The 25096-nt window shown below is 35.6% G+C and carries 21 protein-coding genes; 1 reads left to right on the top strand and 20 read right to left on the bottom strand.

What is annotated here, in order from left to right; all coding sequences use genetic code 11:
- Positions 1-720: 720 nt before the first annotated feature.
- The 12 genes from lysS to pth all read right to left on the bottom strand — a co-directional run bounded on the left by lysS (position 721) and on the right by pth (position 15836).
- Positions 721-2217 carry a lysine--tRNA ligase gene (lysS, locus tag BCR26_RS02135; RefSeq protein WP_069697319.1) on the bottom strand — a complete coding sequence of 499 codons (1497 nt, stop codon included), beginning with the start codon at positions 2215-2217 and terminating at the stop codon, positions 721-723.
- 96 nt (positions 2218-2313) lie between these two features.
- Positions 2314-3318, bottom strand: coding sequence for a tRNA dihydrouridine synthase DusB (gene dusB / locus BCR26_RS02130; protein WP_069697318.1), 1005 nt, complete (start codon positions 3316-3318; stop codon positions 2314-2316).
- A 12-nt stretch (positions 3319-3330) separates the two neighbouring features.
- Entirely contained in the window at positions 3331-4227 is an 897-nt protein-coding gene (hslO, locus tag BCR26_RS02125; RefSeq protein ID WP_069697317.1) for an Hsp33 family molecular chaperone HslO, read from the bottom strand.
- Between the two features lie 160 nt (positions 4228-4387).
- Entirely contained in the window at positions 4388-6565 is a 2178-nt protein-coding gene (ftsH, locus tag BCR26_RS02120) for an ATP-dependent zinc metalloprotease FtsH (protein WP_069697316.1), read from the bottom strand.
- 95 nt (positions 6566-6660) lie between these two features.
- Positions 6661-7206, bottom strand: a complete 546-nt coding sequence (gene hpt / locus BCR26_RS02115; RefSeq protein ID WP_069697315.1) for a hypoxanthine phosphoribosyltransferase — start codon at positions 7204-7206, stop codon at positions 6661-6663.
- Positions 7207-7225: 19 nt separating this feature from the next.
- Positions 7226-8608 (bottom strand): tRNA lysidine(34) synthetase TilS, encoded by a 1383-nt coding sequence (gene tilS, locus BCR26_RS02110; RefSeq protein ID WP_069697314.1) that lies wholly within the window; start codon positions 8606-8608, stop codon positions 7226-7228.
- 100 nt (positions 8609-8708) lie between these two features.
- Positions 8709-9164 carry a S1 domain-containing RNA-binding protein gene (locus BCR26_RS02105; RefSeq protein ID WP_069697313.1) on the bottom strand — a complete coding sequence of 152 codons (456 nt, stop codon included), beginning with the start codon at positions 9162-9164 and terminating at the stop codon, positions 8709-8711.
- Positions 9165-9221: 57 nt separating this feature from the next.
- Complete coding sequence (locus tag BCR26_RS02100; RefSeq protein WP_069697312.1) at positions 9222-9686, bottom strand: FtsB family cell division protein; 465 nt, start codon at positions 9684-9686, stop codon at positions 9222-9224.
- A 64-nt stretch (positions 9687-9750) separates the two neighbouring features.
- On the bottom strand, positions 9751-10026 hold the full coding sequence (locus BCR26_RS02095; RefSeq protein WP_069697311.1) for an RNA-binding S4 domain-containing protein: 276 nt from the start codon (positions 10024-10026) through the stop codon (positions 9751-9753).
- A 4-nt stretch (positions 10027-10030) separates the two neighbouring features.
- Complete coding sequence (locus BCR26_RS02090) at positions 10031-11617, bottom strand: putative polysaccharide biosynthesis protein (RefSeq protein WP_069697310.1); 1587 nt, start codon at positions 11615-11617, stop codon at positions 10031-10033.
- A 50-nt stretch (positions 11618-11667) separates the two neighbouring features.
- Positions 11668-15210, bottom strand: a complete 3543-nt coding sequence (gene mfd, locus BCR26_RS02085; RefSeq protein ID WP_069697309.1) for a transcription-repair coupling factor — start codon at positions 15208-15210, stop codon at positions 11668-11670.
- 59 nt (positions 15211-15269) lie between these two features.
- Positions 15270-15836 (bottom strand): aminoacyl-tRNA hydrolase, encoded by a 567-nt coding sequence (gene pth, locus BCR26_RS02080; RefSeq protein WP_069697308.1) that lies wholly within the window; start codon positions 15834-15836, stop codon positions 15270-15272.
- A gap of 424 nt (positions 15837-16260) precedes the next feature.
- On the opposite strand from pth, the gene BCR26_RS02075 reads away from it, so the two are divergent.
- Positions 16261-17238, top strand: coding sequence for an L-lactate dehydrogenase (locus tag BCR26_RS02075; RefSeq protein ID WP_069697307.1), 978 nt, complete (start codon positions 16261-16263; stop codon positions 17236-17238).
- Positions 17239-17469: 231 nt separating this feature from the next.
- Here the strand turns inward: BCR26_RS02075 and BCR26_RS02070 are convergent, their stop codons facing one another.
- The 8 genes from BCR26_RS02070 to apf form a co-directional block, all read right to left on the bottom strand.
- On the bottom strand, positions 17470-18687 hold the full coding sequence (locus BCR26_RS02070; RefSeq protein WP_069697306.1) for an acyltransferase family protein: 1218 nt from the start codon (positions 18685-18687) through the stop codon (positions 17470-17472).
- 415 nt (positions 18688-19102) lie between these two features.
- The gene (locus BCR26_RS02065) at positions 19103-20596 is read right to left on the bottom strand and encodes an aldehyde dehydrogenase family protein (RefSeq protein ID WP_069697305.1); all 1494 of its coding nucleotides are present in this window, start codon (positions 20594-20596) and stop codon (positions 19103-19105) included.
- 258 nt (positions 20597-20854) lie between these two features.
- Positions 20855-21376 (bottom strand): transcription repressor NadR, encoded by a 522-nt coding sequence (locus BCR26_RS02060; protein ID WP_069697304.1) that lies wholly within the window; start codon positions 21374-21376, stop codon positions 20855-20857.
- Positions 21377-21394: 18 nt separating this feature from the next.
- Positions 21395-22240: a chorismate mutase gene (locus BCR26_RS02055; RefSeq protein WP_069697303.1), complete on the bottom strand. Its 846-nt coding sequence runs from the start codon at positions 22238-22240 to the stop codon at positions 21395-21397.
- 14 nt (positions 22241-22254) lie between these two features.
- Positions 22255-22962, bottom strand: coding sequence for an NAD-dependent protein deacylase (locus tag BCR26_RS02050; RefSeq protein WP_069697302.1), 708 nt, complete (start codon positions 22960-22962; stop codon positions 22255-22257).
- A 208-nt stretch (positions 22963-23170) separates the two neighbouring features.
- Positions 23171-23551 carry a VOC family protein gene (locus BCR26_RS02045; protein WP_069697301.1) on the bottom strand — a complete coding sequence of 127 codons (381 nt, stop codon included), beginning with the start codon at positions 23549-23551 and terminating at the stop codon, positions 23171-23173.
- A complete protein-coding gene (locus BCR26_RS02040; RefSeq protein WP_245676897.1) occupies positions 23551-24072 on the bottom strand; it encodes a YbgA family protein in 522 nt (173 codons plus the stop codon). Before BCR26_RS02040 ends, BCR26_RS02045 begins: the two co-directional genes overlap by 1 nt.
- A complete protein-coding gene (gene apf, locus BCR26_RS02035; RefSeq protein ID WP_069697300.1) occupies positions 24059-24616 on the bottom strand; it encodes an aggregation-promoting factor in 558 nt (185 codons plus the stop codon). The genes BCR26_RS02040 and apf overlap by 14 nt, the downstream gene beginning before the upstream one ends.
- Positions 24617-25096: the final 480 nt, after the last annotated feature.

Here is a 25096-nt window from a genome sequence, read left to right as displayed (position 1 = left end):
TCTCATAATAAAAGTTAGAACAATCTTGCGATTGTTAAGCTCAATTTGTTTGCTAGCATATTGCTTGCTTGTTAAATTTGTTGTTTGTTTTTACTTTCGTAAAAACATCCTACACATTTGGTTTGTCTTACTTTGTTCAGTTTTCAAAGGTCTACTTATTTGCCTTGCAGCAACTTTTATATCTTATCAAATCCTTAACAACTTGTCAAGCATTTTTTAAAAGAAAGTTGAATTTCTTTTCCCAACTCGTTCTCTCTGTTTTAAGGAGACAACTTTTATATCTTACCAAACCCTTGACGTTTCGTCAAGTACTTTTTTCAAGAAAGTTGAAATTTCTTTTTCAACTCGTTCTCTCTGTTTTAAAGAGACAACTGTTATAGTTTACCAACTTGTTTGTTATTTGTCAACAGTTTTTTTGTTGATTTTTCAAGTTAGTAGAAAGAAGTCGATGTTATTCTATTCTTTCAAACTGAGGCTGATCTGCCGTTTGGCTATAGTGCTTTGCGACAAGTAATAATATACCAAGTTTCTGCGCTTAGGTCAACTAAAAGTTTGCATTTTTTGAAACTTTTTTTCGTTACCGATTGTTTTTTTATTCTGACGTAATTTCGTTCGGTTTTGAACTCTTTTATAGGTTATTTTCTTTCTATTTTATTGTGTTCTTACAAAAAAAGAAAAGTTGAAACCTAGGAGCAATTCCTAAGTTTCAACTTTATTTACTTATCTCATTGTTGGAAATAGCAAAACATCTCTAATTGATTGGGAATCGGTTAAAAGCATTACTAAACGATCGATCCCTATTCCAAGTCCTCCGGTCGGTGGCAAGCCATATTCTAGCGATTCTATAAAGTCTTCATCCACACCATGGGCTTCATCATTCCCTTGTTGACGTTCTTTCTCTTGGTCTTCAAAGCGTGCTCTTTGATCAATAGGATCATTTAATTCAGTAAAGGCATTGGCAAACTCTTTTCCTACAATAAACAGTTCAAATCGATCTGTAAAGCGTTCATCTTCAGAATTTTTCTTAGCCAGTGGAGAGACTTCTACTGGATGTCCATACACAAAAGTAGGCTGAACTAGAGTTTCTTCAACAAAAGTTTCAAAAAACTCATTGATAATGTGTCCAAGTGCCATGTTATCATTTATTTCTACATTATGTTCGTTGGCTAAACTCCGCGCAGCTTCTAGTGACGTTTCATTCCAAAAATCAACACCTGTTTGCTCTTTAATTGCATCTACCATATGGACACGTTTAAAGCCATTACCTAGTTCTACAATCGTCCCTCCATAAGTAATAGTTGAGGTCCCTAGAACTTTTTCGGCTGCATTGCAAATGATGCCTTCAGTCAAATCCATAACATCTTTGTAATCAGTATAGGCTGTGTAAGCTTCTAACATAGTAAATTCAGGATTATGAGTTGTATCAATTCCTTCATTACGGAATACTCGTCCGATTTCGTAAACTTTCTCCATACCGCCAACAATTAGTCTTTTCAGGTGCAATTCTAAAGCAATACGTAAATACAAGTCCATATCTAACGCGTTATGATGGGTAATAAACGGACGGGCAGCTGCCCCACCAGCTTCATTATGCAAAACAGGTGTTTCTACTTCCATATAGCCATGGCTATCTAAATAGCGACGAATTTCACTGATGATTTGGCTACGTTTCATAAAGCGATCAAAGCTTTCTCTATTACTAATTAAATCCAAATAGCGTTGACGGTAGCGTTGTTCTACATTTGTCAATCCATGATACTTATCTGGCAATGGACGTAAAGCTTTGGTCAAAAGAACAATTGTTTTCGCTTTAACCGTTACTTCACCTGTATCAGTTTTCATAATTTGTCCTGTTACACCAAAAAAATCACCTAAATCAGCATGTTTAAAAATTTCATAGGCTTCATCACCTACTTGATCTTTTCTAACATATATTTGGATTTGTCCTTCACGATCTTGTAAATGAGCGAAGCCCGCTTTCCCTTTACCACGCTTAGTCATCATTCTTCCTGCGACACTTGCAGAAAGCTCCATCTCGTTTAATTCTTCTTTTGTTTGCTGATCAAATGATGTATGCAGTTCTTTTGAATTATGTGTACGATCAAATCGCTTGCCAAAAGGATCGATTCCTTCTTTACGTAAGTTTTCCATTTTTTCACGTCTTACAAGCATCTGGTCATTTAAATCATCTAAATGTTCTTGTTGTTCTTCTGACACTCTATTTCCTCCATTCTCAAATTTACATATTCTTATAATGCCACAATAATTCGAAAAAAAGCAAGCCGAATTTGTATTTCGACTTGATTTAATTTTCTAGATACTTTCAATTGTTTGTTTTCTTAGATCATTTTCTGCTTTCTCAACAAAGTTATCCATAATATCTACCATTGCTTGTTGTGTTTCTGCTTGATTGATTGCAACTTTAACTTTTGCTGCTCTTGGAATGCCTTTTAAATAATAGGATGCATGCTGACGAAATTCTCGTGCGGCAATATTTTCTCCTTTTAGATCAATCAGTCGTTGTAAATGAATTTTAGCAATTTCAACTTTTTCAAACGGCGTTGGTTCTGGAAGTAATGCTCCAGTTTCAAGATAATGTTGGGTCCGTTTAATCATCCAAGGATTGCCTAACGCTGCTCTACCAATCATTACACCGTCTGCTCCTACATATTCTAGCATACGTTTTGCATCTTCTGGCGTTTTAACATCGCCATTCCCCATAAAAGGAATAGATAAATGACTTTTGACTTCTTTTAGAACATCCCAATTTGCTTGGCCTTCATACATTTGTACTCTTGTCCGACCATGCATCGCAATTGCAGCTGCACCAGCTTTCTCTGCAGCTATTGCATTTTCCACAGCAAATAAGTGCTCTTCATCCCAACCTGTTCTCATTTTAACGGTTACTGGTAAATCAACAGCTGAAGACACTGCATCAACCATTTCATATACCTTATCAGGATTTAACAACCATTTTGCACCCGCTTCTGCCTTAATAACTTTGCTGACAGGACAGCCCATATTAATGTCAATAATAGCTGCTTTTGTGTTTTCTTCCACAAATTTTGCCGCTTCCACTAACGTCGCTTTATCTCCACCGAAAATTTGAACACTAAGAGGGTACTCACTATCATCAATATATAACATTTCCAATGTTTTTTTATTTCTAAAATGAATTCCTTTATCACTAATCATTTCGCAAACGACTAAACCAGCACCAAATTCTTTCACGGTCACTCGGAATGCTGCATTACTAATTCCCGCCATTGGTGCAACAACGACACGGTTAGGAATTTCTATGTTTCCTATTTTCCACAAGGTGGTTTCCCCCTAAATTTCTTTTGTATTTTTGATTGCTTCATCTCGTAAAGCAATTAGATCAGCTTCACTGTATTGATATTTGTTTCCACAGAATTGACAAACCGCTTCTGCTCCATGATCTTCTTCTATCATGGCATTGATTTCATCTAATCCTACAGCAATAATGGCTGTCCCAAATTTTTCTTTTGAGCAAGTACATTTAAATTGAACTGGCATTTTTTCAAGAATCTCAATTTCTTTTTCACCTAACAATAGTTCTAAAATACTTTCTGGAGAGTTTCCTTCTTCTAAGAGTTTTGACACCATAGGTACTTCAGTCAATCGTTTTTCAATAAAATCAATGGTCTCTTCATCTGCTCCTGGCATTACTTGAATCATAAAGCCACCTGCTGCTTTAACACTTTCATCAGGATCTACTAAGACGCTTAAACCAACTGCTGATGGCGTTTGTTCTGATACTGCCATGAAATAGGTGAAGTCTTCTCCTATTTCACCGGAGATAATCGGCGTTTGACCTGAAAATGTTTCTTTCAACCCAAGATCTTTAATAACTGTAAATATTCCTTCCGTTCCAACAGCACCTTTAACATCTATTTTACCATTTTCATTTAAAGTCAAGCTAACATGAGGATTTTTTATGTAGCCTTTTGTATTTCCACTACCGTCACTGTCAACAATAATTGAGCCTGCTGGTCCGTTCCCTTGAACTTTGACGGTCATTTTATCTTCACCTTTAAGAGTAGCGCCAAGTAATAAAGCTCCTACCATTGTTCTACCTAAAGCCGCTGTTGATGAGCTCCAAGTATCATGACGTTTTTGAGCTTCTGAAATTGTATTTGTTGCACGAATCGCATACGCTCTGATTGATCCTTCATAGCATAGTGCTTTCACTAAGTAATCTTCCATTTTCTATTTCCCTCTTCTCGTTGGTCCTGTTTTCGACTCATTATCAGATAATACTAGGATTTCATTATTTTTTCAACTAAATTATTTCATAAGTTAGATATTAGATAGAGAGAATTTTATTAATTAGACAGAAAAAGCGCCCTAAAAAGGGCGCTTTTTTCTATTTATAGCGATCGTCAAAGTTATTTCGATCATATTCACTATCGTTCTTATGATCATCATCTTTGTCATTGTTTTCTTTTGTTTCAGATTCAACTGTTGCTTCAGTTTCAGCAGCTTCAGCTTTTACTTCCGCAGATTCGTCAGTTAATTCTTGTTTAGACTCTTCAAATTCATGTTTTTCTTCCGCTTGTTTTTGAGCGTCTTTTTCTTCAAGAGCACGTTTTGCTTCTTCAAAAGTTTGTGCTTTTTCACTCGGGAATTGACTATCAATCACATCTTGCGGCATTACACCTTTTTCAAACAATGATTTGATACTACGTGCATCTAAGGTTTCAAACTCAAGTAATTTTTCAGCAATCAATTTATGTTGCGCACGGTGCGTTTCAATAATTTCATGGGCTTTTTGATGAGCCTCCATTAAGATACGACGTACTTCTTGATCGATTTCAAAGGCTACTTGTTCAGAATAAGCTTTTGTTTGACCATAATCGCGTCCAACAAAGACTTGGTGGTTCCCTTCATATTGAACAGGACCCAATTTATCACTCATTCCATATTCAGTAACCATACTACGAGCAATTCCTGTTGCTTGTTCAAAGTCATTTGAAGCACCAGTAGATTGAACATCAAAAATAATTTCTTCTGCTGTACGTCCACCAAGTAATCCAACGATTTGTTCAAACATATCATCTTTTGTCATTAAGAATTGGTCTTCTTTCGGTAAGGCAATCATATACCCTCCGGCACGACCACGAGGAATAATCGTTACTTTATGAACAACACGTGCTCGGCTTAAGACTAAACCAACAATTGTGTGTCCTGCTTCATGATAAGCAATCATTTCACGTTCTTTTTTATTAATTGCACGATCTTTTTTAGCTGGTCCTGCAATAACCCGATCTTCTGCTTCATCTACGTCAGAAGCATCAATTTTCTTTTTATTACGACGAGCTGCTACTAAAGCAGCTTCGTTCAGTACGTTTTCTAAATCAGCACCAGCAAAACCTGGTGTTTGTTGAGCAACAACTTTCAAATCAACGTCATCAGCCAACGGTTTGTTGCGCGCATGAACACGTAAAATCGCTTCTCGGCCTTTTACATCTGGACGACCCACCAAAATTTGGCGGTCAAAACGACCTGGACGTAATAAAGCTGGGTCTAATACATCAGAACGGTTAGTAGCTGCGATCACAATCACACCTTCATTTCCGTCAAATCCATCCATTTCTACCAGCAATTGGTTTAAGGTTTGTTCACGTTCATCGTGTCCACCACCCATACCAGCGCCACGTTGACGTCCAACGGCATCAATTTCATCAATAAAGATAATCGCAGGTGCGTTTTTCTTCGCTGTTTCAAATAAATCACGAACACGACTTGCGCCGACCCCTACAAACATTTCTACAAAGTCAGAACCTGAAATAGAATAAAACGGAACACCAGCTTCTCCTGCTACAGCTTTAGCAAGCAAGGTTTTACCAGTTCCCGGAGGTCCCTCTAAAAGAACACCCGCTGGAATCCGTGCTCCTAATTCTACAAAACGTCGTGGATCCTTTAAGAACTCTACAACTTCAACTAGTTCTTGTTTTTCTTCTTCCGCTCCGGCAACATCAGAAAATCTGATACGGTTCGCTTTTTTGTCTGCTTCTTTGGCTTTTGATTTACCAAAGTTCATCACACGACCGCCACCGCCGCCACCGCCGCCTTGTTGTCCCATCATCATATAGAAGATGAACACAATAAAGACTAATGGTAAGAAACTAAATAATAAGGATAACCATGCACCACTATTAGATTGTTCCTTCACAGTAATTTTTACTGAACTGTCTTTTCCAGCTTCTTGAATACTGGTTAAAGTACTATCGCTTGGTAATACAATTGTTGTAAATTCAGTTGTTGAAACTTCAGTTGAACCCCATAAGGAAAGGCCACCTGTATTTTTTACTTCTTGTTTTTCTTTATACTTACCAGTAATACGAAAAACGCCATTTGTAGGCTGAATTGTCATTTCTTTCACTTTACCATCATCTAGCTGTTGACTGAAAGTAGAATATTCAATATCAGGTGATTGTTGATTACTATTTCCAAAAATGAAATACACGACCATGACCATCGCTAAAATTACTAACACATAGTATAAGCCATTTTTCATCGTGCCGTTATTTTTTTTGTTCATGCCTGTCCTCCTTTAATACTCTTCGTAATTTATTTACGTTTTATTTTACGATGCGTTTCCTTTTCATTGTAACATAAGTCTTTCATTGAGAGATATTAATTTGATTCATATATCTCTGGTTTTAGGACACCTACATAAGGTAAATTGCGATATGCTTCAGCATAATCTAGCCCATAACCTACCACAAATTCATTAGGTACATCAAACCCGATGTAATCTGCTTCAATATCGACAACTCTTCCTTCTTGCTTATCAAGTAAAGTAACGATTTTCACAGACGCAGCTTTTCTGTATTTAAAAAGATCAACTAGATAGGCTAAAGTACGGCCACTGTCAATAATATCTTCAACGATTAAAATATGACGACCTTCAACATTTGTATCTAAGTCCTTCAATATTTTTACTTCACCAGAAGATACTGTTGCATTTCCATAGCTGGAAACATCCATAAAATCCATTTCCAAATGTGTATCAATTTCACGAGTCACATCCGCCATAAAGGGAATTGCTCCTTTTAAAATACCAATTACTAATGGATTTTTATCTTGATAGTCTTTTGTTAATTGTTTTCCTAGTTCTTTTGATTTTTCAAGAATTTGTTCTTTTGAGATTAAAACTTGCTTAATATCTTTCTCTAGCATAATGCTCTCCTTCCGACTCTTACTCCTTTGTTCTATAAAGGAGTCTGTAGTGTATTTTATCAGTTTCTGTTGGAATACTCAAATAAGAATTCGCAAATTTAGGTACCCAAATAATTTCTTGTTCTGCTGACAGAATAATCCATGTTTGATTTCTCACTAAGTTAGGGGTTTTTCTATCAATAAAAAGACGATTTAACTTTTTGGTTAAGCCTTGTTTCAAAGCAACTCTATCACCGTTTTTTCTATGTCTTACGATTAAAGGCAGCGCTGTATCCGAAGTAATACAACAGCTAAATTGCTGCCAATCACTCACTTCATTTGGAATCGTTAATGGATGATTGGATGTTTCCAACCCCAGCCATTCATTTTCAGAAAGATAAAGATTTTCTAAAAGATTTAAACGAAAACTTTCTTGCTGGTTAGAAATAGATTTTTTTAGTAAGTAGCCGATATCGTATTCTTTTATGAATACCCATCCTGATTCTAACTCAACCTTTAGTTGTGGGGTTGATTGGTTGATTACTTTCAGCAGCTGGTGTAGTTGAACCTGTTTGATTTCTACATTCCTTTTTATAATTGTTTCTTGTAATAAGGTATTCATAAAAAACGTTTGAAAGCTATCACGCTCTTTTTTTAACTTTCCTAAATCAATAGACCACCCATGTTCTTGTTTCTGAACCCACTGATTGTATTTCGGTTTGATAACCGACTCAATTAAATCATCCGCTAGTTGGATTTGTTCACTAAACTGCGACACATGCTGTAAAAACTGGACATTTTCCTTTTTTAGGACAGGAATTACTTGATGTCGTATTCGATTTCTCATATATAGGTTGGTTTGATTCGTGCTATCTTCAAAAAACATCAGTTGCTTTTCTTCGGCATAGCTTTCTAATTCCTCTTTCGAAAAAATCAAAAGAGGACGAATTAGTTGTCCATTTTTAAAAGACTGCTTTTCACGAATGCCAACAAAATTGGAAAAACTGCTACCTCTTGTCAATTTCATGATAATCGTTTCAGCTTGGTCATCTCTGTGATGGGCTGTCAACAGAATTGAATAATCTTCCATTGCCATTATTTCAGCAAAAAAATCATAACGAAATTTTCGTGCTCTAGCCTCCATATTTTTTTCTTTATTTTCAGCCAACCACTCTTTTCCGAAGAACGGAATATTATGTTGCTGACAATGTCTAGCAATAGACTGAAATTCTCCATCGGATTCTTCACGAATTTTGTGATTGATATGTGCAACCCCGATGAAAAACTGTTTTTTTTCAGCAAGTTTTTCCATGAAATGAAGTAACACCATAGAATCCACACCACCCGATATAGCTAACAGGATCTTTTGTTTAGAGTGAAAATATTCTTTTTCTTTTACATAATTGGCAAACTTTCCAAACATATTCTTTCCTCGCTTTCAGAAAATGCTTGTTTTATTTTTTTGACGAAGCACCATTAAGCTAAACAGAAAAGCCGAGCTTTCGCTCAGCTTATATTTCTATTTAGTTGCGGCGGCCACCACGACCACCACGTTTGCCCTCAGTGTTTCTCTTCAATGAAGATAAACGATCGTCACTATCTTTTAAAAATGAACTCATCAACGTATCAAAATCTTGTTTTGTATTTGTTGGCTGTGCTCTTGTAAATTGTTTTTTAGGTGCCGGTCTTTGTCCTCTATCATGATTATCACGACGTTGGAACTCACGTTTTGGTTCTGCTGGTTGTTCTTGCGCTTTACGAATAGACAAGCCGATTTTACCATCGTCACCAACGGAAGTTACTTTAACGGTTACTTCGTCTCCCACTGTTAATACATCATGAATATCTTTAATAAATCCATTTGACACTTCGCTGATATGCACTAACCCTGTTTTGCCTTCTCCTAAATCGATAAAAGCACCAAAATTCGTAATCCCTGACACTTTCCCTGGCAACTTAGCTCCTATTTCGATTGACATAAAAAAAATGTTCCTCCTAATTTACCCTAATTATATTATTCAGTTCTCTATCCCAAGTTAGTTACTTGATGAATGAGACTGTGGTTGACTCTCTTCTGATGATGAAGATTGTTGTTTTGATTCATTGTTGGAATAAGCAGTTCCATTTAGCTCTGGCACAGCGTAGATTTGTTCGCCTTCTTTAGAAAAATAATAGCGGCTACGGGCTAATTTAGCAACATAGTCCTCATCTTTCAATAAGGCCACATCTTGTTCCAATCGTTTCAATTTATTATCCATTTCACCAGATTCTGCAACTGTTTCTACTTTTTGCTTTTTAAAATCACTGAGTTTTTGATAATCTTTCATTAACTGAAAACCTGAAAATGCAAAAATCACAAATGCGATAAGAAAGATAACAGCTAAACGACGACGTCGAAAAATCAGCTGTTTGTGCTGTTTTTGAAACTCAGCATATTGCTCTTTGGTGTATTCATTATCAATAGCAGCAACTTTTTCTAAGTCATTATTGTTTTTTCCCATCTGCTTCGCTCCACTCGCTTTTTTAGATTGTCCGCTTTATTATACCAACATCTAAGAACGTTGTCTAATCTAATTTAGTAGTATTTTCAACTCTAGTTTCAGAAATGACTTGATACATTTTTTCTGCATCTTCTTTTTTGGTTGAATCATGCAGCTCAAGTACTTCTATTTCCAGTGTTTTGTTGCCAAATTGAATCTTGATTTGATCGCCTATTTTCACATTACTTGATGATTTTGCCAAAATACCATTTACTTGTATTCTGCCTTTGTCAGCGACTTCTTTTGCTACGGTTCTTCTTTTAATAATTCTTGATACTTTTAAAAACTTATCTAATCTCATCTTCCTACCTCTTTTTCATTCGTAATAATTTTGCTCCAAATGGTAGCATTAGCCATTCTCGTACAGTAAATAGTTGTATCTTGATGATTGTATAAATAAATGTACTGCCGCCGAGGGCTACTCCTATAAGAGTCACCATTAAGGCTTGCCCGCGATGATCAATTCGATTAATAAGGATGGCAATAACCCCTTGATAAAGTAATAAAACAACCATCATTATTCCAATACTAATCATTAACTTTTTCAAAAAACCATGTTCTACCGTGAAGCGATTAATCTCCTTGTTTGAAAAATATACTATAAAGATTAACGTTACCATCAAACCTAAAATCGTTGAAATGCTCGCTCCCATAGTACCTAATAATTGGGTCAAGATACTGGTCAGTAATCCCTTAATCAACAAACCAGCTCCCGCAGCTATCATTGCTGAATTAAATTTATTTCTACTTTGTTGAATACTTTGGTAGGCTTGAATAACAGCCATAAACGCAATCGAACACACATAAACACCTAAGACTCCATTGCCATTGTAATCTTTAAATAAAGTGAAATTCATATAGGGTAGTAAGAGCGCTAATCCAACTGAAGCGGCGGTTGCAACTGTAGTCGTGAATCGCAAAAAAACTTTTGAGGCTTGTAAAAACCGATCGTCTTCCTCTTGGATAAAATATTTTGTAAGTACAGGTAAAAAAGTAGAACTCAGTGCTAACGCTACAACCAATCCTAATTGAACGATTGGTTGTCCCCGATCATAAATCCCTTTTTCAATTTTAGCAGCTGAATCACTTAAACCAGAAATTACTAATGCATTTTTTACAAAAAAAGAATCTACTAGTTGAAAGAAAATCAAAAAAGCGCTATAGACTGATACTAAACCACCCTCTAGTAAAAGTCGCTGGAATAAGGTCTTAGAATCTTTCTCAAACCTCCACTGAGTCAAATATGCGGAACTTCCGACGCGTACTTTATGATCATAATACCAAAGAATACCAACTGCAACTACGCCACCAAATAATGACCCCGCCATCGCCACAGTTCCCGTTTTATATACAGACCAACCAAATGTGGAAAAAGAATAGGCAGCAACTAAGATTACAAATACTCGGACTAGTTGTTCCAATACCTGAGAGATGGCACTGGGTGTCATTAAAAGATGCCCTTGAAAATTCCCTCGATAAAACGAAAGAACAGGAATTAATAAAAATGTAAAGGAAACAACTTTAATTAGGGGACTTAGTTGGGCATCTCCCATTAGTTCTGCAATAAACTGGCTACCTAGAAATAGTATTCCCCAACAAATTAATGCTAAAAAGAAAACAAAGGGATAGAGTTGCTGTAGGATTTTTTTTTGGTTACTAGGCTCTCTCTGCTCTGCAACTATCTTAGAAATAAACTGTGGAAACCCAGACAAAGCCAATGTCATGGCAATTCCATAGATTGGGTAAACTTGTTGATAAACGTAAAAGCCTTCATCCCCAACAAAATTTTGAAAAGGAACGCGGTAGACCGCACTCAATAATTTCGCTATAAATGACGCAATGGTTAAGATCATTGCCCCTTGCATCATTTTTCGCATCTCTTTATGAGCCATTGTCTAGCCCTCCTTGTAGTTGATCGTTAACTAAAACAATCTTTTTTTCGTTAAGCTCCCTCTACTTCTGCCACTGCTGTACTCTTGTATTTTTCTTGTCTCAAAGCTTTCGTAAAGGCAGCAACTTCTTGAAGGTAAATTGCTTCTTTCATATCCACTGGAATTTTTAAGCGAATAGTCATTTTTTCTTTTTCTACGGCCAAATCAGCCTTTAATTTTGTTGCGGTTAAAGCTTCAAAAATTTGTTCCACATTGAATGTTTTCGTACCAATTTTACTTAAGGTAAACTTCACTTCTTGGTTTATTTTTCGAATTGTTTCAATTAACGCTCGGTCTCCATTCATTTTAATCTGTCCGGTTGTCAATAAATGAGCAACTTCATTTGGATACTCACCAAAGCGATCTAACAAATCAGCTTCTAATTCTTCATACATATCCATATTTTCTAGCTGACGAATGCGTTTATAAATTTCGATTTTTTGGCGCTCATCTGTAATATACTCTGACGGCAAATACGCGTCAATTCCTAAATCAATTTCTACTGAAGTTTTTTGATCTTGAATATTTTTCCCTTGTTTACGTGCAACAGCTTCTGAAAGCATTTGAGCATACATATCAAATCCAACTGAATCAATAAAGCCATGTTGCTGTGCTCCTAACAAGTTCCCTGCTCCACGAATAGATAAATCACGCATCGCAATTTTAAAGCCTGAGCCTAATTCAGTAAAATCTTTAATAGCTTCCAAACGCTTTTCGCTGACTTCGTTCAGAATTTTTTGTTGCTCATACATAAAGTAAGCATAGGCCACTCGATTGCTTCGTCCTACTCGTCCGCGAAGCTGGTAGAGTGTGGATAAACCCATATAATCGGCATTTTCAACAAACAAAGTATTGGCATTTGGTATATCCACACCAGTTTCAATAATTGTTGTAGTGACTAAAACGTCATATTGCCTTTCAATAAAATCAAACAACGTATTTTCTAATTGAACTTCTGTCATCTGACCATGTGCATAGGCAATTCTGGCTTCTGGCACTAACGCTTGGATTTCTTCTACTTTTTGTTCAATGGTATCGACTCGGTTATATAAATAAAATACTTGTCCATCTCTAGCCATTTCCCGTTCAATCGCTTCTCGGATCGCTCCTGGATTGTTTTCCATAACATAGGTTTGAATTGGGTAGCGATTTTCTGGCGGAGTCTCAATTACAGAAAGATCTCGTACACCTAGCATAGACATATGAAGCGTTCGAGGGATAGGTGTCGCCGTTAGTGTTAAAACATCTACTTGAGAACGTAATTGCTTCAATCTTTCTTTATGTTTTACGCCAAAACGTTGTTCTTCATCGATAACTAATAGACCAAGATCACTAAAGATAACATCTTTAGAAAGTAGCCGATGCGTTCCTATCACAATATCAATTTGGCCATGTTTGATTTTTTCAATGGTTTCATTTTGTTGCTTTTTTGTTCTGAAACGACTAAGTAAACCAACTTCTATTGGAAATCCTTCAAATCGTTCTAACATCGTTTCATAATGCTGTTGGGCCAGTATCGTTGTAGGAACTAAAAAGGCCACTTGTTTATTATTACTAATTGCTTTAAAGGCTGCTCGCAACGCTACTTCGGTTTTCCCGTAGCCAACATCCCCAACTAACAAACGATCCATAGGTCTTGTTTTCTCCATGTCATGTTTGATTTCAGCTGCACTTCGTAACTGGTCGTCTGTTTCTGAGTATGGAAAAGCATCCTCAAATTCTTTTTGGTAGGCATCATCAGGTGGGAATGCATAGCCTTTTTCAGACTCTCTATCCGCATATAATTGGATCAAATCATCCGCGATATCCTCTATTTTTGAGGTTACTTTCCTCTTAGTTTTCGTCCACTCACTGCCACCTAATTTATTGATTTTAGGAGATTTTGCTTCAGCTGCAACAAATTTCTGAATTAAATTTAACTGTGTTACGGGAATAAATAGCTTATCGTCATTTTGGTATAAAATAGTGATGTAGTCTTGATGAACACCATCAACCTCTAGCGTTTGCATCCCAACATATTTACCAATCCCATGATTTGCATGAACGACATAGTCCCCTGTTTTTAACTCACTATAACTCTTTAGTCGTTCTGCATTGGAAATGGTTTGACGACGTGCTCGTTTCTTAGTTGTTGTATGAAAAATTTCTTTTTCAGTTAAAACGACTAATTTTTCTTTAGGCATTTCAAATCCACTTTGTAACATACCCTCTGTAATCTGGATTTGCCCTTCAATAATCTTTTCATTAGAAACTGTGACACTTGAAATATCAAAATCTTTAAATAATTCTTCTACTTTTTTACTTCGTTCTTTCGTTGGAACAAAAACTATCACAGTCTGTCCTTGTTTTTGCCAACGATCCATTTCCGTTTTTAACAAGGGCATTTGACCAAAGAACTGCTGCATCGAACGATATTGAAACGGATGAACGGCCTGAAATTTTAAATTGCCCATTCCTTTTTGGAATAAAGAAAAATAAGTTGTGGTAAATGCTTTTTCTCTTAACTGATCATGGAGACTTATCCCAAAAGTTTGTTCTGAAAATACTCGCATCTCTTCCAGTTTCAGTATTTGCCATTCGCCTTCTTCGCGAATTATTTCGCGCTCTGTTTCCAAGATTCGAGAATAATCATCTATAAAGAGTAACCCATCCTCAGGTAAATAATCTAGCAAAGTTGTTTTCTCTTCATATAAAAAATCAGTATAATAATGAGCTGTATCTGTGGGAATTCCTTGTTCCCATGAAGAAATAAGTTGTCCAAAATACTCTTGTAAAAACTCAGTTTCAGTTTTATCTTTAGCAACTGACAGTCTTTTTTCTAGTGCTTCACCTAAACGATTCACCCCTTGAGTTAAATCATTCTTTGAAAAAACCAAATCGGTCGTTGGTGAAATAGTCACGCCTTCAATTGTTGAAACAGATCTTTGTGTATCAGCTTCAAAAAAACGTAAAGAGTCAATTTCAATATCAAACAGTTCTGCTCGAATCGGATGTTCAGAATTTAGCGGATAAACGTCAATGATACTACCTCGAATACTAAACTCCCCAGGTTTCCCTACTAAAGCTTGACGCTCATAGCCCATTAGAACTAGTTTTTTAGCAATCACGTCTAATTCTACTTCTGTGCCTATTTCCCAATAAAGCTGTCCTTGTTCCCAAGTTTCTTTACTTGGTAAATATTTTCTTAATCCTGCAACTGGAACTACGATAATTCCTGGTTGATTCGTTAATAAAAAATTTAATGTAGCGACTCTTTCAGCCCGAGCTTCTGGAGATGAGAAGGCCATTTCAGCAGAAAGTACCTCATCAACAGGAAATAGATGTACTTCTTCATCAGAAAGTACATTTCTAAAATCTTCTACTAATTGGTTAGCGTAATACAAATTAGGTACAGCAACAACAACTTTTTTCTTTTTCTTTTTGTAACCACTGGTCATGACTAACGTTTTAGCTGAGCCAGCCAAACCAGTCATCAATTGTCTTGTGTTATTCGTTAGTTGGTTTTGCCATGATTGAACGGTTTCACTTTGGGCAATTCTTTTAATAATATTCATAGCAAACTCCTCCTTTTGCAATGGCTCTTTTCATTAACATACCATCCGTAGCCTTAACTTTATTTTCCATTAAATTGGTTCATAGTATCAATAAAACTATGTCCTTCACAACTGTAAATTGCCGCGTCTGCAGCTTTTTTAACAGCAATTAAAATTTCTTCATGTTTATCCTTTGGAAAACCACTTAACACATGATGTACAACGGTTGTATTTCCTAAAGGACGACCAATTCCGACTTTGATTCTAGGAAAAACATTGGTGTCTAAATGAGCGATCAAGCTTTTGATTCCATTATGACCACCTGCACCACCTTTTTCCCTTAGCCTAATCTTCCCGATGTCTAAATCTAAATCATCATAAATAACAATCAACTCTTCCTCTGAAATACCATAATACGTCATCAAAGGTCCGACTGAACGGCCTGATTCATTCATAAAAGTCAACGGTTTTACAAGCATTATCTTTTCTGTACCTATAAAAAATTCAGCAATATCTGCTTCAAATTGACTTTTATTAAATGTTGCTCCAACACGATGAGCAATTTCATCTATAGTAATAAATCCAATATTATGTTTAGTCTCTTGATATTTCGTACCGGGGTTGCCCAGCCCAACAATCATTTTCATTTTTATTCCTCCTTTAAGCAAGACTTCCCTACTATTTTTTCAAATGAAATACAGTAGTCATCCTGACTAGCAAAATTCTCTATTTCTATCTACTATCGCTCTATAAAGTAGCCCATATCTTTTTTTCATCTACCCTTAGACGCCAAAATACCTGAGCAGGAGAATCCTCTGCCCAGTTTTATTTTTATAAGTATAACACAAAAACTCCTGTTCTCGTATCATTTCATCCCTTAAAAGTTTCTAAACAGTCTCAAATAGTCAAAATCTACCCTAAAATTGTAATAAAACAAATAAATGCTTATAAAACCCCAAAAATGAAACAGCAAAAAAAACTGTACTACTATCGAATGAATTTACGTGACAAAAATATTAAAAGATGTTAGTATTTCTGTAACAAAACAATTACCTGAAAGGAATGGTACACATGACTGCATCTGCAATAAATAAAGACCATCAAAAAGTTATTCTAGTAGGGGACGGCGCTGTCGGTTCTAGTTACGCTTTTGCTCTTGTCACTCAAAATATTGCTCAAGAACTTGGGATTATTGATATAAACGTAAAGAAAACAGAAGGAGACGCAGCTGATCTATCACATGCCCTAGCCTTTACTTCTCCCAAAAAAATCTATGCAGCAACCTATGATGATTGTCACGATGCCGATATCGTTGTCTTAACTGCTGGAGCACCGCAAAAACCTGGTGAAACACGGATTGATCTTGTTCATAAAAATTTAAGAATCAATAAAGAAATTGTAACTTCTATCGTAGATTCTGGGTTCAACGGCATCTTTTTAGTTGCAGCAAATCCTGTTGATATTTTAACTTATTCTACTTGGAAATTTTCAGGATTTCCTAAAGAGCGAGTGATTGGTTCCGGTACTTCATTGGATTCAGCACGTTTTCGTCAAGCGATTGCTGAGTTAGTAGACGTAGACGCACGTAATGTCCATGCCTACATTTTAGGAGAACACGGAGATACAGAATTTCCTGTTTGGTCTCATGCAAACGTGGCTGGCCTACAGATTTATGAATGGGTTAAAAGCAATCCTGATGTTGATGAAGAAGCAATGGTTAATTTATTCTTTAACGTAAGAGATGCGGCTTATTCCATTATTGACAAAAAAGGGGCTACTTTCTATGGGATTGCAGTTGCCTTGGCTCGTATCACAAAAGCAATCTTAGATGATGAAAACTCTGTCTTCCCTCTTTCAGTCTATTTAGATGGCGAATATGGACAAAAAGACATCTATATTGGTGCTCCTGCGGTTATTAACCGCCAAGGAATTAAACAAGTCATTGAAATTCCTTTATCAGATTCTGAAAAAGATCGGATGAATGCTTCTGCCTCAGCTCTAAAAGAAGTTATTGACTCAGCTTTTGAAAAATTTGAAGCAGAAGGGTAATTTTTACCTCCCCACGCTTAATTAGGTAGAAAGAACTCTGAATCACTCGTTTTAAGATAATCAAACCGCTTGAAATCCACTTTTAAACTGTGGATTTCAGGCGGTTTATTCTATTTTTCTTAGCCCAACTTTACTGAACCAAATTTTTCTTGCTATTTTTTTGGATTGTAGTAGCATCAGTAATACCTCATAAAATAGTACTCCAACCTCTTCTGATAGTCAGATATCTTTTTATATGAGCACCTTAAAAAGCTTTTGATTTTTAAACAATAGGAAGTAGATCATCAAACTAGAGATAAACCACAAACATGGAGCTATTTCAACTTTTGCTTCTATACTATAGACTTTAAACAAGAAAAAAAGAATTTCGACCATCACTGTAACTAGCATTCCCAAAAAAGAAGCACTAAGTATCCAACTATACTTCCATGATTTTTTTTGTAGCTCAATAATAATGGTACTCAAAAAATGAGTCAATAAAATGATCAGTACATAACTAATCACACCTGATTGTAAAATTACTACCTTAAATACTTCCCCCATCTCTTCAATGAGCAAAATACAAACGGGATGGATAAAATAGTAATATTTTGATAACTCACGAATTTTCCTTGTATCAACTTTTACTTCTTTTGGAAAAGATAGAATCCATAGAAAAAAGAAGAAACTAAATGGAACCAGCATTAGTAAAAAGTTCATATCTAATCGCTCAAAGTTATATAAAAAAAATCCTTCTGCTACAAGTAATGCTCCACATAATACAGTAAAGCTAGGTACATATTTCAACAAAGAACTCAACTGTTTCTGATAATCATAGATAAAATAACCCGTTACAACAAAAATGGATCCAAATAAAAGTCCTGTTCTAGTTGTAAAAAACACATGAATAACGGCATCAAAAGTATCTTTCAATACTCCTTGAGGTAAAAAACCATAGTAGGTTTCCAAGCTACCAAAGACAAATAGTAACGTAGAAATGACAAACATTATTTTATAGGAAACGTATTTTAGCGATTTATCAATAAAGTATAATGAAAAAATAAGCGCAGGAATATACCACAAATGATAGTAGGTGCCTACTTGAATCAATCCAAAAATAAAGGCCAAAATTATAGCAAATCCTGAAAGTTGCAAATGCTCATAAATCCAAAGAATACCAAGAGGAATAAAAATTAGACTCCAAATAAAATAAGTCTTGCCTAAGGTTTTTATGTATTTTTCTAAATAGTTTTCTTGGTGAAAAGAACCTTTTCGCACAAAATAGGCGCTACTGACACAAAAAAAAGGAACCGCTATTCGACAGACGACATTCTTTATTAAAAAATTTAATTGCTCTTGGGGAAAAATAGCGCTACAGTGAATACAAATAACCATGATAGCTGTAAGATACTTTACTACATCAACCATTTTGTAATTATTCAATTTTGCATTCAAAGATAATTTATCCATCTGTATTCACATCATTTCATTTTGCTATTTTAAAATCTGAATAAGCGAAAAAACAGAAGAAACATCACGTTATGGCTGTGGCTGTATACTATTGAATTAGAAGAGCGGATATCTAAAAGTCAACAATTATTTCTCTGACTTAAACACCGCAAGTCTATCTTCACTTTCCCACTGAAGTCACTACTATTTTCCTTTAAAGACACTTTTCATTTTTTACTTGCTTTCATCATACCAATTCTATTCCCTAATATATATCAGTCCCTAGCCTGATAATTGACAGAAGATATCTGCTAAAAATATCATTAGTAAAAAAAATCATATGGAGTCTAAGGGGGGATATCTTCTAACTGTAAAACATAAAAAAGAAGCAAAACAAACCAAATGCTGGTTTCATTTTGCTTCTCTCTTTTCTTACTTAATACAATCCATCTTTTTCTTCTTTGGTCACAATATAAATATTTTTCATTTGGCTATAAGCATCCAACATTGATTTGTGTGTTTCGCGACCAATTCCAGATTTTTTGTAGCCGCCAAAAGGAGCGCCAGCAGGTAATTGATTGTAAGTATTTACCCACATGCGTCCCGTACGAACTGCACGTGAAACACGAAGTGCCGTATTAATATCTTGTGTAAAGACTGCTCCACCTAACCCATATTCTGACTGATTTGCTAAAGCGACAACCTCTTCTTCTGTCTTAAATTTCATAACGGTCGCGACTGGTCCGAAGATTTCTTCTTGTGCAATACACATCGCATTATTTGCATCTGCTAACAGTGTTGGTTCCAAGAAAGCTCCATTTTCTAATCCTGAACCGGTTACTTTCTTACCGCCAGTTACTAAGGTTGCGCCTTCTTTGACACCAATTTCAACGTATTTCAAAATCCCTTCTAGTTGCTTATCATTGACTTGGGCACCCATTTGTACGCCATCTTCCCAAGGTAATCCCACTTTAATTTGCTCAAATTTTTCTTTTAATGCTGCAACAAATTTATCATAAATTCCTTCTTGAACAAATACTCTAGATCCTGCACAGCAAACCTGCCCTTGGTTAAATAAAATCCCTAATTGAACGCCTTCTAAAGCTCTTTCCCAATTAGCATCATCAAAAATGATATTCGCTGATTTTCCACCAAGTTCTAATGTCGCCGGAATTAATTTATCAGCAGCAGCTTTTGCAACTGTATAACCAATTTCTGTGGAGCCAGTAAACGCCAATTTATCAAATCCTTCATGATCCAACATATAATTCCCAGAATCAGAACCTCTTCCAGTAATTAAGTTGACTACTCCTTTTGGTAAGACTTGATCAAAAATTTTAAACAATTCCAACAAGCTTAAAGAAGTTGTTGAAGAAGGATGGATAACTACTGTATTTCCGGCTGCTAAAGCGGGTGCTATCTTCCACGCTCCCATTAATAACGGAAAATTCCAAGGGATGATTTGCCCAACAACACCGATCGGTTCTTTAATGACAATAGAGAGAGTATCTTTATCAAAGTCTTTTACTGATCCTTCTTCTGCACGAATCACTCCTGCAAAGTAACGGAAATGGTCTGCACTAGCCGGCACATCAATCGCCATTGTCTCTCTTAAAGGTTTCCCATTATCTAAAGTTTCCACAAGCGCTAATTTTTCTTTGTTTTCATCAATTAAATCAGCAATTTTTAACAACATAGTACTGCGAGTAATAACATCTAAATCTTTCCAAGTTTTAAATGCTTCTTGTGCTGCACTGATCGCCTGGTCTACGTCTTCGTGGGTAGCATCAACAAATTCTGCTAGTTTTTCTCCATTACTGGGGTTATAACTAGTAATTTTTTTGTTCCCAGAACCATCTGTCCATACACCATTGATATACAATTGGTACGTGTCATTTACAGCCTGTTTGATATTCACCTTGTTACTCATGAAATCTCTCCTTTTCCTTTTCTTTTCCCCACCGATTCTTACGATTTCTATGTTTCTTTCTTCTCAGAAAATCGGCGCTCCACAAATAATGGTTGCGCTTACAATTATACATGGAATACAAAAAAAGTAAATAGCCAGTTTAATATTCTTTTGATAATTAAAAATTTCACAAATGACAAATAGTGATTGGACAGAAATTGATGCTCTAAAAATACTTTTAAAGTAAATCTATTCTGTCCAATAATTTCAAACATTCTTTTATTCATTTTTGTAAAGAATATTCTTTTCTGCTAATGCTTTTTTTATCGCTAATAATTCTTCTTCATTCTGACAACGGATGGTATGGAGATGGATGCCACTTGTTAATTCAGACAGTAATGACGCACGACTTTTTTCATAGTTATAAATAAAGTCAGCAATTTCTGTATTATTTTTAATGTGAAGTCCTCCTACTAACTCTCCATAGATAGGATGCTCAACAACAACATCAATCACTTCTCCACCTAAATCAATAATAATTTCTAATTCCTCTTTTGTCTGCTCAGGGGTATGTTGGCAAGCAATTTTTCTGATGATTCCTTGCTTATTAACCTCTGCATCTAATAAATAGCCTCTAGCTGTTGCTGTAATATCATATCCGGCAGCCCTTAATAAAGCTATGTCACCAACAATAATTTGTCTACTGACCTGAAACTCTTTCGCAAAACGACTAGCACTAAAAGGTTTTTCTTCTGCTTTTAATCGTGCTAAAATGGCGTCTCGTCTTTCTTTTCCATCCATTTTATCGCCTCCTACAATTTACTTCATTTGTTGTTGTTGAAAGTTTTTCGACGCATCCATGATCCCTTGATACGTTTCTGCTATAACTTCTTGGTACTGTTTATTTGATACATAAGAACTAATTTTTTCTATCACTTTTTGCTCCCTGACAGGGTCAAAAATCTGTTGGTTTGTCGCTTTTTTTATGGCAGCAATTTCTGTCACTATGTCCATCCGTTGCTCTAATAAGGCAACTAGTTCTTTGTCTAAAGAATCTACTTTCTCACGTTGATTTGCTAAAGAAGAATCCTTTTCTCGCCCATCTACCTCCACTGTTTTAATTAACTTAGCAGGATTTCCACCGATAAAGCTATTATCTGGAAAAGACTTGGTAACAACAGCACCGGCACCAACAACCACGTTATTCCCTAAAACAACTCCTGGGGCAAGAATGGCTCCCCCGCCAATCCAAACATTGTTACCGATTGTGATTGGTTTTCCGTACTCTAGGCCACTATTTCTTTTTACTGGATGTAAAGGATGCGTTGCTGTATAAAGTTGAACATTGGGGCCAAACATGCAATTATCTCCGATTTTTATAGGACAAACATCTAAATAGATATTGTTAAAGTTAGCGTAAAAATTTTTACCTACGTGAATATTAAATCCATAATCAAAACTAATTGTCGGCTCTACGTAAGCACCCGTTCCCGTTGAACCAAACGTTTCTTGTAATAGCTGCCGACGAATATAGGTATCTTTTTCATTATTTATTAAGGCCATTTGTTCTCTCGCATGAACTCTAGCGGTTGCTAACTCAGGATCACCAGCGAAATACAACTCTCCCGCAATCATTTTTTGACGCTCTGATTTTATTGTTTCCATCTCATTACCCCTTTTTATAAATTAATTTTATTGAAAATCTCTAGTGCATTTCCTTCGTAGAAATAAGCCGGTCTATTTAATGTAATTGGTGTTTGATTAATAACCAAAATTTTAGTTTCATTTTTGACATAATGGATTAAATCACAAAATGGATGCACGTTAAAGTTTGTTCCTACAATCGCGATTACCGAAGCTTGCTCTACTACTTTTATCGCTTGTTTGACTGCCGATTCAATTAATCCTTCTTCATATAAAATAACATTCGGGCGTATCTGTCCTCCACAAAATGAATGAACATCACTCTTTAAATAATCTGACCATCTAACTGATTGTCTACATTTTCGGCAATAACAATCATAAATATCCCCGTGAAAATTAACTAAATGACGCGTTCCTGCTTTTTTGTGAAGGCCATCAATATTTTGTGAAACTACCCAAGTTTCCTTTGTTTCTTCTAATGCTGCTATCTTTTGATGAATCATATTGGGCTCCGCTTGAGGATGGTACAACGTTTTCACAAAACTATAAAATTTTTCTGGTTCTTGTTCCAGACAAGTATGACTTAAAAGATATTCTGGCCGTTGAATTCCTTGATAGACACCTGAAAGAGAGCGATAATCTGGAACACTTGACTCTGTAGAGACACCAGCTCCTGTTAAAAAAGTAATGCTATCTGTTCCTTTGATATAGTCAACTGCTTTCTGACTATCAATGGTTTCCATTACACTTCAACTCCTCAATATGTTTATTATAACTTAAGTTCTATCCAGTTTGAAAAAAATATTATTTCAACTAAAGTTTTAACTATCCTTTCAAACCAAACCACTATTTTACTTTTGGATTATCTTATCTCACAAAAAAGATTATATAACAAAAAAACAACTTCACTTAAGATAAAGTTGCTTCGTTTCAAACATTCCTAAAACTTTCCTATGCAGTAATTTCTATCCGATTTTTTTCAGGATCTTCTATTACTGCTTCATAATATCCATCTCCAGTTGTCCGTGGTCCATTTAATAAACGGTATCCTGCCGCAACTAAACTACTTACTTTCATATCTACAGCTTCTTTTGTAGCCAATGAAATAGCTAAGTGGGCAAATCCAAGTGCTTCTTCTTCGAATCGATTTTGAATATCTGCTCTAGTCATAATCTCCAATCTTGCTCCTTCTTTAAATGATAAAAAGTAGGAATGAAAACCAGTTTTAGGATTAAAATACAATTCTCCCGCGTTGGCATCAAAATGCACTTCGTAAAATGCTTTCATTTTTTCTAAATCACTTACCCATAGTCCGATATGCTCAATTTTCATCATTCTCGCTCCTTTATATTTGTATTATCATCAAAAAGCAATTTTGATTCTAGCAAGTACGTTACGTCATATTTTTGTGCTAAGATTTGTAAGAAAGGGAGAAAAACGTCCTTTTCAACAGAAAACTCTTCTAGTAACTGACAATATCGCTCTTTTTCTGCTTCCGTTGCTATTTTTTTAAAGTACCCCCACACATGTTGATAAGCATTTAACAAAGAACCTTTCGTAGGATTTTTAGCCAACGCATGTTGAAGGTACTTTTGAAACTCTAACTCTTTCGCTTCGTCCCAAGTATTATCTCGAAAAAGTTTCCTAATTTCCAGATAATCTTCCTGCGATCTAGACATGATGAGGTATTTAAGCTGGGCCCATTCTTTTTGTTTTTCTTTGGTCATTTTCATCTTCTTATCTTCCTTTTCTTCAATACCTCTATTATACCAGATAAAATTATCGAAAAAAAAGCCTGCATTTGCATGCAAGCTTCTATGTCTATTTTTAAACTTATTCTTAATACCAGCCATTTGCAATCCAGAATGCTTGGGCTGCTTCCCATGAACCATAGCGTCCAGCTACATAGCTATCTGCTACACGTTCTTGATTTTCAGGTGAATAATCACCATTTAAGTATGAAGCGTCTAATTGGTATCTTCCAATATAACGACCGTTTGTTGCTGAATAAGAACCACTAGATTCTCTTTGCGCAATCCATTCTTTCGCAGATGAAGAGTCTGCTGGCGCTTGTGCTGCTACTGGTGCTGCGGCTTCTTCCACAACAGGTGCTGCTTCTTGGACTGGTGCAACTGGTTCTACTGGCGCAGTTCCATCTACTGTTGGGATAGTTAATTTCTCACCTTCAAAAATCATATTAGCATCAGATAAACTATTTGCTTTAACAATTTGGTCAATCAAGCTGTTATCACCTTTGATTTTGTGTGAAATACCAGATAGTGTATCACCTTTTTGAATTGTATATAGGCTATCAGCATGTGCGTCCGTTGTTCCCATAAAGAAAGCTAAACCTGCAGCTAAAGTCGTTCCTAGTAAAATTGTTTTAATTGATTTCATGTTGTTTCTCCTTCGTAAAAAAAATTTAGTCGTTGTCGTTGTAATCGACTTTTCATACTTTATCATCGATTAATATTTCATAGGTAATAAAACAATGACATTTTTTTACTAGTGTTCATTTTTCATGACAACATCTGAAACAAACGTTCGAAACGCCTGTTCCCTATGGTTTTCTGCAAATATTCAAAAAATATATCAAACGCTTTCTTTTTCTTTTTTCTTTTATTCTATTTGAAAAAAAGATTGAAATATTACAAAAAAACGTTAATAACACATGTTTTTTAATCAAATTCAAGAGGAATTATAGCTGTTTATTTGATATTTATGTCTAATTTCCATCGTTTTTGATGAATTATTCTAAATTATAAGAAATAATCCGTCAGAATTACACTATTCTGATGCAAAAATAGTCTTCTGCTTAAGATAAAATTAATAAAATACTCCTCTTTAAAATATATGATTACTTTCTATAAACTGCCA

It is taken from the genome of Enterococcus rivorum (genome assembly GCF_001742285.1).
Classification (GTDB): domain Bacteria; phylum Bacillota; class Bacilli; order Lactobacillales; family Enterococcaceae; genus Enterococcus_L; species Enterococcus_L rivorum.
This window is presented reverse-complemented; position numbering and strand designations above follow the sequence as displayed.